14 protein-coding genes and 1 riboswitch are annotated in these 15,357 nt (G+C 26.9%); of the genes, 12 read left to right on the top strand and 2 right to left on the bottom strand.

Annotated elements, in window-relative coordinates:
- The 3 genes from KGF50_RS15730 to KGF50_RS15720 form a co-directional block, all read left to right on the top strand.
- Positions 1-388: DUF4003 family protein (locus KGF50_RS15730; RefSeq protein WP_227848942.1), on the top strand; the 388-nt coding region annotated here is incomplete at its 5' end.
- A gap of 350 nt (positions 389-738) precedes the next feature.
- On the top strand, positions 739-1,377 hold the full coding sequence (locus tag KGF50_RS15725; protein WP_227848941.1) for a lactate utilization protein: 639 nt from the start codon (positions 739-741) through the stop codon (positions 1,375-1,377).
- A gap of 26 nt (positions 1,378-1,403) precedes the next feature.
- Entirely contained in the window at positions 1,404-2,303 is a 900-nt protein-coding gene (locus tag KGF50_RS15720) for a YegS/Rv2252/BmrU family lipid kinase (RefSeq protein ID WP_227848940.1), read from the top strand.
- Between the two features lie 107 nt (positions 2,304-2,410).
- Here KGF50_RS15720 and KGF50_RS15715 read toward each other — a convergent pair whose 3' ends face one another.
- Positions 2,411-4,075, bottom strand: coding sequence for a glutamine--tRNA ligase/YqeY domain fusion protein (locus KGF50_RS15715; RefSeq protein WP_227848939.1), 1,665 nt, complete (start codon positions 4,073-4,075; stop codon positions 2,411-2,413).
- 294 nt (positions 4,076-4,369) lie between these two features.
- Here KGF50_RS15715 and KGF50_RS15710 point away from each other — a divergent pair, with 294 nt between their 5' ends.
- From KGF50_RS15710 to KGF50_RS15680, 7 genes are all read left to right on the top strand, one after another.
- Positions 4,370-5,083 carry a DUF2140 domain-containing protein gene (locus KGF50_RS15710; RefSeq protein ID WP_227848938.1) on the top strand — a complete coding sequence of 238 codons (714 nt, stop codon included), beginning with the start codon at positions 4,370-4,372 and terminating at the stop codon, positions 5,081-5,083.
- Between the two features lie 160 nt (positions 5,084-5,243).
- Positions 5,244-5,807, top strand: a complete 564-nt coding sequence (locus tag KGF50_RS15705; protein WP_227827931.1) for a hypothetical protein — start codon at positions 5,244-5,246, stop codon at positions 5,805-5,807.
- 305 nt (positions 5,808-6,112) lie between these two features.
- Positions 6,113-7,813, top strand: coding sequence for a hypothetical protein (locus KGF50_RS15700; RefSeq protein ID WP_227848937.1), 1,701 nt, complete (start codon positions 6,113-6,115; stop codon positions 7,811-7,813).
- 169 nt (positions 7,814-7,982) lie between these two features.
- Positions 7,983-8,600 carry a hypothetical protein gene (locus KGF50_RS15695; RefSeq protein ID WP_227848936.1) on the top strand — a complete coding sequence of 206 codons (618 nt, stop codon included), beginning with the start codon at positions 7,983-7,985 and terminating at the stop codon, positions 8,598-8,600.
- Between the two features lie 110 nt (positions 8,601-8,710).
- Positions 8,711-8,879: riboswitch (Lysine riboswitch) on the top strand.
- Positions 8,880-8,960: 81 nt separating this feature from the next.
- Positions 8,961-10,154 carry an aspartate kinase gene (locus tag KGF50_RS15690; RefSeq protein ID WP_227848935.1) on the top strand — a complete coding sequence of 398 codons (1,194 nt, stop codon included), beginning with the start codon at positions 8,961-8,963 and terminating at the stop codon, positions 10,152-10,154.
- A gap of 17 nt (positions 10,155-10,171) precedes the next feature.
- The gene (gene lysA, locus KGF50_RS15685) at positions 10,172-11,464 is read left to right on the top strand and encodes a diaminopimelate decarboxylase (protein ID WP_227848934.1); all 1,293 of its coding nucleotides are present in this window, start codon (positions 10,172-10,174) and stop codon (positions 11,462-11,464) included.
- Between the two features lie 204 nt (positions 11,465-11,668).
- Positions 11,669-12,334: a hypothetical protein gene (locus KGF50_RS15680; protein ID WP_227848933.1), complete on the top strand. Its 666-nt coding sequence runs from the start codon at positions 11,669-11,671 to the stop codon at positions 12,332-12,334.
- 148 nt (positions 12,335-12,482) lie between these two features.
- On the opposite strand, the gene KGF50_RS15675 is transcribed toward KGF50_RS15680, so the two are convergent.
- Entirely contained in the window at positions 12,483-13,523 is a 1,041-nt protein-coding gene (locus KGF50_RS15675; RefSeq protein WP_227848943.1) for an AI-2E family transporter, read from the bottom strand.
- Positions 13,524-13,759: 236 nt separating this feature from the next.
- On the opposite strand from KGF50_RS15675, the gene KGF50_RS15670 reads away from it, so the two are divergent.
- Together KGF50_RS15670 and KGF50_RS15665 are read left to right on the top strand one after the other, a co-directional pair.
- Positions 13,760-14,476 carry a pseudouridine synthase gene (locus tag KGF50_RS15670; RefSeq protein WP_227848932.1) on the top strand — a complete coding sequence of 239 codons (717 nt, stop codon included), beginning with the start codon at positions 13,760-13,762 and terminating at the stop codon, positions 14,474-14,476.
- Between the two features lie 42 nt (positions 14,477-14,518).
- Positions 14,519-15,100: a tRNA (mnm(5)s(2)U34)-methyltransferase gene (locus tag KGF50_RS15665; protein WP_227848931.1), complete on the top strand. Its 582-nt coding sequence runs from the start codon at positions 14,519-14,521 to the stop codon at positions 15,098-15,100.
- Positions 15,101-15,357 lie beyond the last annotated feature (257 nt).

The raw sequence follows: 15,357 nt of genomic DNA, 5'->3' as shown, positions 1-15,357 counted from the left end.
AGATAGAACTATGGGTAAATGTAAAAAAACTATTGAACTTAAAAAAGCATTTAAAGAAAATGATTGTAAGTTAAATTATTATGGGTATCCAATAATAGGAGCAATTTCGTTATTAGATTATAAAGAAAATGAAATAATAGAAAATATAAAAGATGTTTCAAATAGACTTAAAGAAGAAAAAGGCTTTGGAAATTGGTCTTTAGGAAAAAGCAATAGAGTAATGATTAGTTCTGCTATTGTGGCTTCTATTTATGCAGATTCAATACAAAAAGAGAATAATATAGATTCTATATCTAATAATATATTTTTAAATATTATTATTGCTATTCAAGTTGCTTGTGTAATGGCCGCTACAAGTGCAGCTATAGCATCTTCTTCATCAAATTAGGACATTATTTATTAAAATTGGATATAATAAACTTAATAATACAATTTATATGTTTAAAAAAGAATATGATATTACACTTAAATTAATTGCGATATTCAATAAAATAAAGCATATAATTAATATATAGATTTCAGAAAATATATAATACTACATACAATATAGGGAAAGTAGAAAAACACATCTACTTTCCTTTTTAATTATAAATTATGAGTTAGTCCTATAAAGAAATTTATGGGAAATTTATTTAAAGTTTTATATTGTATTTTTTTTTAGATGTACTAAAATAAAATTATAAAGAAAATAAAATTTATAATAAACTAATACATATTGAAAATAAGGGGGAAGTTGAGATGGATCAAAATCTAAATTGGCTTAAAGAAAAAAGAATAGAAAAAACAATAAAATCTCTAGAAAACAATAATATGAAAGGGTATCTAGTAAATAATAAAGAAGAGCTTCTTAAAAAAATTGAAGAAATAGTAGAAGTAGGTTCTCTAGTAGGTTGTGGAGGCTCTATGACTTTATTTGAAACAGGAGTGATTGATTTTATAAGAGAAAAATATGATTTTCTTGATAGATATGCAAAAGATATTAAACCAGAAGAAATGAAAGAAATATACAGAAAATCATTTTGTGCAGATGCTTATTTTACAAGTACTAATGCAATAACAGAAGATGGAGAGCTTTACAATTTAGATGGAAATGGAAATAGAGTAGCTGCTATGATATATGGACCAGATAAAGTAATAGTTGTAGCAGGTGCAAATAAAATAGTTAAAGATGTAGATGAAGCTATAAAAAGAACTAAAACAATTGCTGCTCCAGCAAATTGCAAGAGGCTGAATACAAATACTGGATGTAAGACTACTGGCATATGTATAGATTGTTCAAGTCCAGGAAGAATCTGCTGTAGCTATACACTTATAAAAAGACAATTGGCACCAGAAAGAATACATGTAATTTTCTTAAACGAAGACTTTGGATATTAAAAGAATAAAATAAGTAAGGAGAAATAATGAAAAAAGTAAAACTTATATACAATCCTAATTCAGGTGAAAAAAAAATATTATCAAATTTAGATACTATTATAGAATTATATCAAGAACAAAATTATTTATTGATACCCTATAGATTGAATATTAAAGAACCTGTAAACAATGCATTTAAAGAAGTGGATAGTTCCTATGACCATATACTAATAGCAGGTGGTGATGGAACTATAGATTTAGTTGTAAATTCAATGAAAGAGTTAGATATAAAGATTCCAATTGGAATTTTACCTACAGGAACTGCAAATGATTTTTCAAATGCTCTTCAAATTCCATTTGATATAAAAGAAGCTATAAAGGAAATCATAAATTCAAAGCCAAAGAAAATAGACATAGGGAAGGTAAATAATAAATACTTTATAAATGTCGCAAGTGCAGGTATGTTTACTGATGTATCACAAAGAATAAGCACAGACTTAAAGAATTCGTTTGGAAGAATTTCTTATTATATAAAGGGAATAGAAGAAGCATTGTATATGAGGAAGTTTAAGATAAAAGTATATTCCAAAGAGATGAATTATGATGGAGATATGTATCTTATGCTGATTTTTAATGGAAAAACAGCAGGAAATATAAATTTAGCATATAAAGCTGAAATAGATGATGGATATTTAGACGTAATTATTTTTAAAGGAATGCCAATTCCAAAATCAATACCAGTTTTGATAAGTGTGCTTAGAGGTGATTACTTAGACCAATATAATGGAAATGAAATATTATATTTTAAAACTAAAAAAGTAGATATAGAATGTAAAGATTCTCTTATAACAGATATTGATGGTGAAAAAGGTCCAGATTTTCCTCTCAATATAGAATGTATAAAAGATGGAATAGAGGTTATGGGAATCTGTAGTGGAAAAAGTTAATTATTTAAAATAAATGATGAAGGCTAAAATAAAAAATTACTTCTAACTAAATTTATTTATAGTAGAAGTAATTTATATTTTAAGTCTTCATTTTTTAGTTATAAAAATTATTTAACAGGTTTAAAAGAACTTTTTAGAGGAACTATTCTATTGAACACAAGCTTATCCTTAGTTGTATACTTATTATCTATACTAAAGAACCCATTTCTAACAAATTGGAATTTATCAAAAGGTTTAGCATCTTTTACTTGTGTAGGCTCAACAAAACCTTGTAATATTTCTAAAGAATTAGGATTTATTTGTTCTAAGAAATGCTTTCCTTCATTTTCAGGTAAATCATCAAGAATCAATGGCTCAAATAATCTAAATTCACATGGTATAGCTGATTTAGCATCAACCCAATGTATTGTAGATTTTACTTTACGACCTGTAAATCCAGAACCACTCTTAGTTTCAGGGTCATAGGTACCATGTATTTCAACTACATTTCCATTTTCATCCTTAATTACATCAGTACATTTTACGAAATAAGCTCCTTTTAAACGAACTTCATTTCCTGGGAAAAATCTGAAATATTTTTTAACTGGTTCTTCCATAAAATCATCTTGCTCTATATATAATTCTCTAGAAAAAGGAACTAATCTTTTACCTTGAGATTCATCCTTAGCATTATTTTCTATTTCAAGCATTTCAACTTTATCTTCTGGGTAGTTGGTTATAACTAATTTTAAAGGTTTTAAAACTCCCATAGCAAGTGGAGCCTTTGGTTGTAAGTTTTCTCTTAGGAAATAATCAAGCATTTGACTGTCCACTGTAGAGTTAACTTTTGATACTCCTATTTCACTACAAAAATTACGTAAAGCTTCAGCAGTATATCCCTTACGTCTAATCCCAGATATAGTAGGAACACGAGGGTCATCCCAACCATCAACAATACCTTCATCTACAAGTTGTTTTAATTTTCTTTTACTCATAACAGTATTGTTTATGTTAAGTCTAGCAAATTCTATTTGTCTAGGTACATTTTCCATTTCACATTCTCTGACAAACCAGTCATAAAGAGGTCTTTGGTCTTCAAACTCCAAAGTACATATAGAGTGAGTTATTCCTTCAATTGCATCTTCAATTGGATGGGCAAAAGCATACATAGGATATATACACCATTTATCTCCTGTATTATGATGTGTTGAATGAGCTATTCTGTATATAATTGGGTCTCTAAGGTTTATATTTGGAGAAGACATATCTATTTTAGCTCTTAATGTTTTTTCTCCATCTTTAAATTCACCGTTTTTCATTCTTTCAAATAAATCTAGGTTTTCTTCAATAGTTCTATTTCTATAAGGGCTTTCTTTTCCAGGCTCAGTCAGAGTACCACGATACTCCCTCATTTCTTCTTGTGTTAATTCACACACATAAGCTTTACCTTTTTTTATTAGGACTAAAGCTCTTTTATACATTTCATCAAAATAGTTAGATGCAAAATTTAATTCATTCCAATCAAATCCTAACCACTTAACATCTTCTTTTATGGATTCTACATATTCAACATCTTCTTTTAATGGATTTGTATCATCAAATCTTAAATTAGCCTTTCCATTAAATTCTTTAGCTAGTCCAAAGTTAAGACATATACTTTTTGCATGACCAATATGTAAATATCCGTTTGGTTCAGGTGGAAAACGAGTTATTATACTGTCATGTTTTCCTGTTTCTAGGTCATTTATAATAATATTTTTTATAAAGTTAGATGAGTTCGTTTCATTTGACATATTTTTATACCTCCTGTTTAATTTGCTTATAATACAGAACACTACACTGTATTGCATAATATTAATTTTAATCCAAGATTAGAAAAAAATAAAGGTGTAATTAAGAGTATTATGCAAAATATTAACTTTTATACTAAAAACATGTTTTTTTACAGTTTATTTACAAAAAAGCAGATTAGTTGAATTAATCTTTAAAAGACTGTATTATAATATGTATATTGTTAAGAATATTATGTGAAGTTAGTTATCTAAATTTATTTTAAATCTGTTGACAGATTTGTAAAGGAGACGATTATGGGAAGGATTGCAAAGATTATATTAAGCTTAATAGTTATTATTTTAGTGTTAACAGGTATTGTTGTATACACATTAACACCAAAAGAGAGATATGATGTTAGTTCACAAAATAATAAAATCATAGACGAAGAGTATTTATCAAAAGGTTCATATATAAATTCTATGGAAATAGTAAAAAATCCACTTAGAATGGTTGGAAAAGTATCTGTTTCAGAAGAAGAGTTTAGAAACCTAATATATACATTAATGAATAAACATGGAATTAAAGAATTTGAAAATAATTTTGTTGAGATGAAGGATGGAAAAATAAAAGTGGCAGGTCCATATAAGGTCTTTGGTCTAATCAATAGCCAATATGAGCTTGAACTAAAACCCACTTTAAAAAATGAAGATTTGGTTGTAAGTCTTGAAAATGTAAGGATTGGAAAATTTAAAATAAGTGATAAAATGCTAGAAAAAATACTAAGTAATTACAATAAAAAGGTTCCATTTGAGGTTAATGGAAATAAAATTACTTTAGAGAAAAGTTATCTTTATCCAGTAACACTTAAAAATATATCTGTAAAAAAAGGAAATGTTGATTTGGATATGGAAGTAGAAATAGATTTAAAATCACAAATAAATGGGGCATTAGGTTATCTAAAGGATTCTGGAAAAGCTCAGGATATACTAAATCATTTGATTAATTTAAAGAAAACATCTGTTGGTTAAAAATATAGAAAATTTATATTTATATTTTTATTATATTTTATATAATATTAAAGCACTTTAAAATCAAAATTTGTAAAATAGCCTTTATTATGTTAGAATATTTTATGACATTAAGTTGTAAGTGTATAATATTATTTAATTACTAGATTGGGGGGAAATGATGAATAAAATTTATATTGTAACAACATATACAGGAACTGTATTATCTTATTTAATAAGAAATATAAGTAAAAAACTGTATACACATGTGTCAATATCATTAAATGAAAATTTAAAGCCAATGTATTCTTTTGGAAGATTAAATCCAAGGAATCCATTTATTGGAGGCTTTGTTGAAGAAAATATAAATCAAGGCTTATATGCTATAAGAAAAAATACTGTATGTAGAGTATATTCATTAGAAGTAGATAATTTACAATATGAAAATCTATTTAAAAATATAAAATTAATTAGTGATTATAGAGAAGATTACTATTATGATATAATGGCATTGATATATTTGTCTATGAATATTCACAGAAAAGTTGAATATAAATACGTATGTTCAAACTTTGTTGCTGATATGTTAGAAAAAAGTGAAATAGATATTTTGAATAAAGAAGCATTTGAAGTAACACCAAATGATTTTTATAATTTAAATGGTTTAACTTTAGAGTATGAAGGTTTATTGTCAGAATATAATTCTAGGCAGCATTCTTATGTATCCAAAATGGCAAACATATAAAAAATCTATTTTAAAATTTATCATATAAAAATATTGCTAAATAATTAGGCTGAAGATGGTAGTTTAACTTCGAGAGGATTAAGAATTCGTAAATCTTAGTTAGAACACTTTCTTCAGTTTTTGATTTTCTGTCGTTATTTGAACAATTATAATATTTTTTTGATATATATATCGAATAGAAATAAATAAACAGCAGCATAAAAGTATAAAGATATCTTAATACATAATAAATATGATAAATATTTATTTTTTGTAAATATATGGATATAATAGTAATAATAATATTTTATAGAGAGGAGTATTAAATGAAACGATATCTTAAAACATATGGAGTTTCACTCATAATTGTAGCAATTTACGCATTTATTAAATTACCTGTACTTAGACTGGACTTCACATCTTTATTTTCAGTAGGAATAATATTTTTTGTTGTAGCAGGAATATTAGATATGATGCTAGATAGAAATGAAAGAACATCTAAACTTGCTAAATATAATTTTTCAATAGCAATAGCTTTACTTGTGTATGTCGTAGTTGTACCTTTCATAGCCTCTACACCTGTACTGCATGCAAAAGCCTATAAAGATTTATTAGGAAAGGTGACTGAAAGTAAATTTACTGATGATATGAGTCCTGTCAGTGTAAATGACATTCGTCTTGTAGATGAAGACATGGCCATGAAATTAGGTGATAAAAAACTTGGAGAAGTTCCAGCCATAGGTAGTGTATCAAAATTAGGAAAGTTTCATATACAAAATGTGGATGGAGAGTTGTACTGGGTAGCACCTCTTGTGCATAGAGATATAATTAAATGGGTGACATCTTTAAGTGGTACAAGTGGATATGTGAAGGTATCAGCAAGTAATCCTCAAGATGTACAACTAGTTCAAGAAATAGATGGAAAACCAATAAAGATAGTATATCAACCAGAAGCTTATTTACATCAAGATTTACAAAGACATTTATACATACATGGTATTGTAAATGTAGGTATGACAGATTTTACTCTTGAAATAAATGATGAAGGAAGACCTTATTGGGTTGTAAGTTTATATGAACATAAAATTGGTTATGGAGGAGCAAATGCTACAGGCATAGCTACTGTTGATGCAGAAACTGGAAAAATAAATGTCTATAATGTTAAAAATACACCTAAATGGGTAGATAGAATACAACCACAAAAATTTGTAACAGACCAAATTCAAGACTGGGGTGTTTATGTCAATGGATTTTTGAATTCTGTTATATCAGAAAAAGGAGTACTAGTGCCAACAGAAGGAACATCACTAGTTTATGGTAATGACAATAGGTCATATTGGTATACAGGTATAACATCCTCTGGTGGAGATGAATCTACAATTGGATTTATGCTTGTTGATTCTAGAACTAAAGAAGCTAGACTGTATAAGCAGCCAGGAGCAACTGAGACAGCAGCGATGAAATCAGCTGAAGGTAATGTTCAAGAAAAGAATTATGAAGCTACATTCCCTGTAATGTACAATATATTAGGTCAGCCAACATATGTATCATCTTTAAAAGATAAAGCTGGTCTTGTAAAGAGAGTAGCCTTTGTATCTGTTGAAGATTATAATGTACTTGGTATAGGGGAAGATAAAAATGAAGCTTTAAGAAACTATAAAGATTCATTAGAATCTAAAGGTAATGACTTAAAACTTGATAATGATATGAAAGATGAAGTTATAGAAGGTGTAGTAACTAGAATAAGTCCTGATGTGCGAGGAGGAAATACTAATTATTATGTGACTTTAGATTCTAATAAAGAGATAATATTTAAAGCTACCTCAAAAGTATCTAGCGAATTACCATTGACTCAAGTTGGAGACAAAGTCAAAATATCATATTCAAAAGAAGAATCTGGTGTAATTGAAATGTCAGAATTTGATAACTTAAATATTGCAAATTTTGATGATAAAAAAGCAAAACAAGAAACAGGAACTAATGAAGATACAAATTCGAAAGGTTCTGAAAATCAAAGTAATGTGTAACTTAGTCAAAAAAACTGTAGATAGTTTTTAGTGCATTAATAGCTAATTTTTATAGAAATAAATTCTATAAAAATTAGCTATTTTATTTTAATTCTTTGTAAATTTAATGTCATAAATTTAATATAATATTAGTACAACTTTGCAAATAATACTTCAAGGAGAATGTACTATGACAAATATGGAAAAAGAGATATTGCTTTTAATTAGCAGGGTTAGATGTGTTACAGAATCTCAATTTAGAAAAATTTATGGAGACCAAAAAAGATACAATAAAAAAAACTTCAAAAAAACATTGAGAAAAATGTGTAGTGAGTATACATTAAAAAAATATCCATGTGATGTGGATTATCGTAACTATAAGGACCTCTCATATGTTTACTATTTGAATGGTAGTAAGCTTTTTAAGGGGGATGATTTAATAAAGGCTCTAGTAGGGTCAGAATTAGTTGTTAGAATTAATACTGCAGGTTGTGATGTAAAAAGATTTTACCGAAATGTTAGTGTAGATGCTGTGAAATATGATTTATTTATTGAATATACAGATCAATTTGGCAATATAAAGCAGGTATTGGTAGATGTTGATTTAAATAATGAAATAGATGTTTCCAAATATGAGAATCTCTCTAGAAAAATAGATAAATCTACAATTCCATTTTTTAGAGTACCAAATATTTTGGTGGTTACACCAGATAATTTATCTGAATTAAATGACTTAGAGAGAGAAGATAATGAGTATAGTATAAATTTTATAGATTTAGGATTAAATAAACTATTTAATTGTATATAAGATATTTTTAGAAAATAAATTTTTTGATTTACCACATTTTGTAAAAAAATTGTTGCAATATTATATAGAATATGATAAAACTATATTAATAAATTAATTAATAATAATGAGCCTAGGGTAGAGGTAGCTATATTCAAGAGTAATCAATAGTAGCTGGTAAGTGTTGATGATTGATGAAAGGGTCTATAGCCGAAGAAAAGTTGTTGACAAACAAGTTTTCTGGACTTATGCAGAATATGCATAAGGCTGTCACTTTTAAAGTGGTGAGCTACAAGGTTACTTGGTCTATGAAGTTCACACGTCCAAAGTATACCTTTGGGCGTTTTTATTTATCAAAATTTAGCTTGAGGGGGAAAAGGCATGAGTATAATTGTCCAAAAATATGGGGGAAGTTCAGTTGCAGATACTGACAAAATAAAGTCAATTGCAGAAAATATAATAGAAAGAAGAAAAGAAAATCCACAAATGGTAATAGTTGTATCTGCTATGGGAAAATCAACAGATGAATATATAAGCTTGGCAAAAGCATTGAGTAATGAACCTAGTAAAAGAGAGTTAGATGCTTTGATGTCTACTGGAGAAATGATTTCAGCATCTTTATTATCGATAGCATTAAATGCGCTTGGCTGTAAAGCTATAAGCTATAATGCTTATCAATTAAATATAAAAACAAGTGGACTTCATGGAAAATCTCAAATTGACGATATAAATGTAAATAGAATAAAAAATAGTTTAGATGAAGGTAATGTTGTAATAGTAACTGGATTTCAGGGAATCAATGAAGATGGTGATGTAACTACTCTTGGAAGAGGTGGTTCAGACACATCTGCTGTAGCTCTTGCGGTTAAACTAAATGGTAAATGTGAGATATATACAGATGTTGATGGAATTTATTTTACAGACCCAAGAAAATATGCAAAGGCAAGTAAACTTGATGAGATTGAATATGAAGAGATGCTTGAATTAGCAAGTTTAGGAGCACAAGTAATGCATTCAAGAAGTATAGAGCTTGCACAAAAATATGGTGTTGAAATTTATGTTGGACGTACATGTGGTACAGTAAAAGGAACATATATAAGAGGGGGAAAAGACATGAAATTAGAGGATAAAGTAATAACAGGATTAGCTACTAGTGATGATGACAGCTCTATAACAATAAAAGATTTTAAGGTAGAAAATATATCTAGTTTATTTGAAGATATAGCAACTATTGGAATAAGTGTAGATATGATAAGTCAAACTGCACCTATTTTAGATAAAATAAGTGTATCATTTACAGTTCCAAAAGAAGAATTAGGAGAGTGCAAAAAGATAGTATCTAAATATACAAATGAAGAGCATGTAGTAATTGATAATAACATTACTAAATTCTCTTTGGTAGGCCTTGGTATGAAAAATACTTCTGGAGTTGCTGCTAAAGTATTTAAGATATTTAATGAAAATGGTATAATGGTAAAACTTATAACTACATCAGAAATTCGTATAACTTGTGCCATAAATTCTGATGATAAACAAGTAGCTATTGAGAAAATAGCAGAAGTATTTAATATATAAAACTTAGGGAGGATATTATGAAACTTCATGGAACTATGACTGTAAAAGATAATGAATTATATATTGGAGGAGTAAGCTGTCTAGAGCTTAGTAAAAAATATCAAACTCCATTATATGTATTTGACGAAGACTTAGTAAGACAAAATTGTAGAGAATATATAAAACATTTTAAAGCTAAAGATGGAAAAAATAAAGTTGCTTATGCAGGGAAGGCATTTTTACCTCTTTATATGTGTAATCTTATAAATGAAGAAGATATGTGTCTGGATGTAGTTTCAGGAGGGGAATTATATACAGCTTACAAATCAAATTTTCCTATGGAAAAAGTTTTCTTTCATGGAAATAATAAAACAGAGGAAGAAATAAATATGGGATTAGATTTAGGGGTAGGTAAATTTGTAGTAGATAATTTCTATGAGTTAGATTTAATTGAAAAATTATGTGAAGAGAAGGGAAAAACTCAAGAAATATATTTTAGAATAACGCCTGGTATAGAAGCTCATACACACGATTATATAAAAACAGGTCAAATAGATTCTAAATTTGGTTTTGCTTTAGTAAATGGAGATTTATTTAGAGCAATAGAAAAATTGAATGATTACACAAATATTAAATTGGTAGGTCTTCATGCTCATATAGGTTCACAAATATTTGATGTAGAACCATACATAGATACGGTAGATATAATGATGAATTTAGTAAAAGAAATAAAAGAAAAGTTTAATATACAGTTGACAGAAATTGACTTAGGTGGAGGAGTAGGTGTTTATTATAGTAAAGGTGATAAACCTAAAACTATAAGAGAATTCTGTGAAACTATAATCACTAAAGCAGAAGATTCTTGTAAAGAGCTTGGAATAGAAGTACCTACATTGGTAATAGAACCAGGAAGATCAATAGTTGCAAATGCAGGAAGTACATTGTATACAGTAGGTTCAATAAAAGATATAAAAGATGTTAGAGTTTATGTAAGTGTAGATGGTGGTATGACAGACAATGTAAGGCCTTCACTATATCAAGCTAATTACGAATGTAGTATTGTAAATAAGATTAACCATGAAACTATGAATCATGTAACAATAGCTGGTAAATGTTGTGAAAGTGGAGATATATTAATTGGAGATATAGATATAATGGATATAAAAAGTGGAGATGTACTTATAACAACATCAACAGGTGCATATGGATATTCAATGTCTTCAAATTATAATAAAATACCAAGAGCAGCAGTGGTATCAGTATTTGATGGAAATGACAAGATAATTTGTAAAAGACAAAGTTATGAAGATTTATTATCTTTAGAAATATAGAAGAAGAATTAAATATTGAATTTTAAAATAAGTAGATTAGATGATATATCTATAGATTTAAACTAATTTTTAGTTTGTTATAGTTATTCAAGTCATATCTACTTATTTTCTGTTTTATTAACAATTTTCTTGTAATAAATATAAATTATTTTAAAAACTTCTTGATTATGATAAAATTTAAAGTATATGACAAGGAGGGATTTAATGAGAGGAAGAGTAATTTTATTGATATCGATATTATCTATATTTCTTGTAGGATGTTCATTTAATAAAAAAGATGAAATAAGCTCAACTGAACAAGGAAAAATATATTTAGAGAAACATGACTATAAAAAAGCTATGGAAGCATTATCCTCTGCATTAGAAGAAGATAGCGCTAATGAAAATGCAAGAGCTATGTATATGCAATCTATGAGAATGTTAAATGTAGATGAATTTGAAAAAGCTACAAATTATGAGGATGCAATTAAAGAACTTAAGCTTATAGAGAAAATCAAAAATGGATCATCTGTTATTAAAAATGAAGCATCTAAAAAGAAAGAGGAATTGACTAAATTAGAAAAAGAACAGAATGAAGCAGAGGAAGAACGAAAGAAAAAGGCAAAAGACACAGCTGGAGAAGATAGGTATAGAGTGGAATCAGAAGCAAAGAAATCTTCCTATAGTGAAAAGAGTAAAAGTAATAAATCTAATTCCAAAAACAAAAATACAACTTCAAATAATAACAAAGATGTAACTAACAACGATTCTTCTCAAAATCAAGAAAAACCAAATACAAGCAATCCAACACCGACACCAACTCCACCTTCATCAGAAAATAGTGGAGGGTCAGATAGTGGAGGAAATTCTCAGAACTCAAATAATCAGTAAATGTAAAGTATTACATATAAAAAATTAAAGCTTTGTATCAGAAAATGAAACTAACTCTTAGCATATATTCTTTGCCAAGAGTTAATTTCATTTTTTCATAGTAATGTAATAGATAATAATTAATTTTTAAAATTATAAAAGACAGAAATTATTGCAATCTCTTGTCAATATATTTATCAATAGAAGTTTTTACAACAGCAGCTACAGGTACTGAAAGAAAAACACCTATAAAACCAAAAAGAGATTGTCCTATTAAAATTGCAGAAATTATCCATATAGCTCCTATTCCAACTTGATTGCCCATAACCTTTGGCTCTATGAAATTTCCATCTAGTTGCTGTAATATAAATATAAATACGATAACCCATATAGTTTTTTGAGGACTGTATAAAATTGTCATAGCTACTGGAGGTATAGCTCCAATAAATGGGCCTAGATAAGGTATTATATTTGCTAAAAATATTATTGAAGCTAAAAATAAAGCATTTTCTATTCGAATTATAAATTGAAATCCTATAAATGCAATTATACCAATAATAAGAGAGTCTAAAATTCTACCAATTAAATAATCATAAAAAATATCATGGGTAGTTCTAAAAAATTCTATAATTTCATCAGCTTTGTTTCTGGCAGTAGAAGAATATAGTAATCTTTTAAATCCTAATGCAATTTTTTCCTTATCATATATAATATATATAGATAATATAAAGCCCATTACCATATTAAATAACATAGATGATATGCTAAGTGTATAGATTAAAAAGTTTTTAGGAATTCTATTAACAAAATTACTAGCTTCTTTTAATGCATTATCTAAGCTATGTTGTATATGAGGGATTAGAGCTTTCAAAAAATCTATGTTTGACATATTTTTTTCTATAAAATTATTTATATAATCAGTGTAGATAGGCATTTCATTTATCAATCTATTTAATGTATTGGCTATTGAAGGTATTAGTAATCTAATACCAAAAGCTAAAATAATACCTATCAATATATAAGATAAAAAAATGGATAAAAGCCTATGTGTTTTAAATTTTATTTCAAAAAGCATTACAAGAGGATTTAAAAGCAAAGCGAGTAAAATAGCTAGTAAAAATGGACTAAAAAAGCTTAATAATCCTTCAATGCTAGATATAAAATCCGTAGGGGTATTAATAAATTTAAAGAATAAAATTCCAATAAACACGACTATCAAATAATATTTTACATTTTCTTTTGAAATAATAATCACTTCCTTAAAATAGTGTTTAATCAGCTATTACATATTAATAGTATGTGAAAAGAAATTACAATTATTTAGGAAAATTAAATAATTTTTTTGCTTGTTTTTAATTAAGGTCTAGTATAGTATAATAATGTAACAAAATTAACATTGATAAAAATATTAAATAACATATAATTTAAGATAAGAAAGGATTATGTATGAGAATTAATAAATATATAGCTTCTTGTGGAATTGCATCTAGAAGAAAAGCAGAAGAAATCATTCTTGAAGGAAGAATAAAGGTAAATGGAAACATAGTAAAAGAACTATCTTTTAATATTGATGAAGAAAAAGATATAGTAGAATTTGATAATAAAAAAGTAAAGCCAAGTGAAAATTATGTCTATATACTATTGAATAAGCCAGAAGGTTATATAACTACTGTAAAAGATCAGTTTAATAGACCGAGTGTAATAGATATATTAAAAGATGTAAAGGAAAGAGTATATCCAATAGGAAGGTTAGATTATGAAACAAGTGGGCTTTTGATACTTACTAATGATGGAGATTTAACATATAAACTTACTCATCCAAAACATGAAATTAATAAAACTTATGTGGCAAGTGTAAAAGGAATTATAAATAAGGATGAAATAAGAAATTTTGAAAAAGGACTAAAAATAGAAGATTACACAACAGCACCTGCTAAAATTAGAGTAACTAAGGAAAATAAAGAAAAGAATTATTCTGTATGCGAAATAACAATACATGAAGGAAGAAATAGACAAGTAAGAAAAATGTGTAAGGCTATAAATCATCCAGTTTTAAATTTAAGAAGAATTTCTGTAGGGAAAATAGTATTAAAAGATATAAAAGTTGGTGAATATAGATACTTAACAGAAGATGAAATAAAATACTTAAAATCAATAAAATAACATGAAAATGAAATGAAGTTAATAGTAGGGAGAAATGATATTATGGCATATGCAAAACATTTAACTAAAATTACAGATATAAATAAATTTTATTTAGAAAATATTATTAATAAAGGTGATATAGTAATAGATGCTACCATGGGAAATGGTTATGATACAAAGTATTTAGCTGAAAAGGTTGGAGAGGAAGGCTTTGTATATGCTTTTGATATACAAGAAGAAGCTCTAAAATCTACAAGAAAAAAATTAGAAAAAGAAGGATATATAGATAGAGTAAAATTAATACTTGATGGCCATGAAAATATCAATAAATATGTAAAAGAAGAAGTCTCATGTGTTTTATTTAATTTGGGATATCTTCCAAGAGCAAAACATCTAATTATAACTAAACCAGAGACAACTTTAAAAGCTATAAGCGACAGCTTAGAAATATTAAAAGAAAATGGAATAATAAGTATTGCTATATATATAGGACATGATGGAGGACAAGAAGAAAGAGATTGTATATATAATTTTGTAAATAATTTAAATCAAGATGAATTTAATGTTTTAGAATCTAAATTTTTAAATCAAGTCAATAACCCACCACAATTGATTTTAATTGAAAAGAAAAAATCACAATAAACACTAAAAAAAACTTGACAAGATTCTATTAAGAGTTAATATATATATTGTAACCTTTTAAAAATACTTTAAATAATAAGTATATGATAATTTACTTTCAAAGTAAGAGATATGCTCAAATATGCAAAATAAAATATTTGACTTTTAAATGAGTAAAAATTGAAAATTTTAAAAGAAATATTGAATAAATCTTAAAAAATGCAAGGAAAGATGGTATAATAAATTTAATCGAAAATACTATGTGAAGTATAAGGTAC

Source organism: Clostridioides sp. ZZV15-6598, from assembly GCF_020657705.1.
GTDB classification, from domain to species: Bacteria; Bacillota; Clostridia; order Peptostreptococcales; family Peptostreptococcaceae; genus Clostridioides; species Clostridioides difficile_F.
The sequence above is the reverse complement of the archived record's forward strand: the minus strand, read 5'-3'. Positions and strand labels throughout refer to the sequence as shown.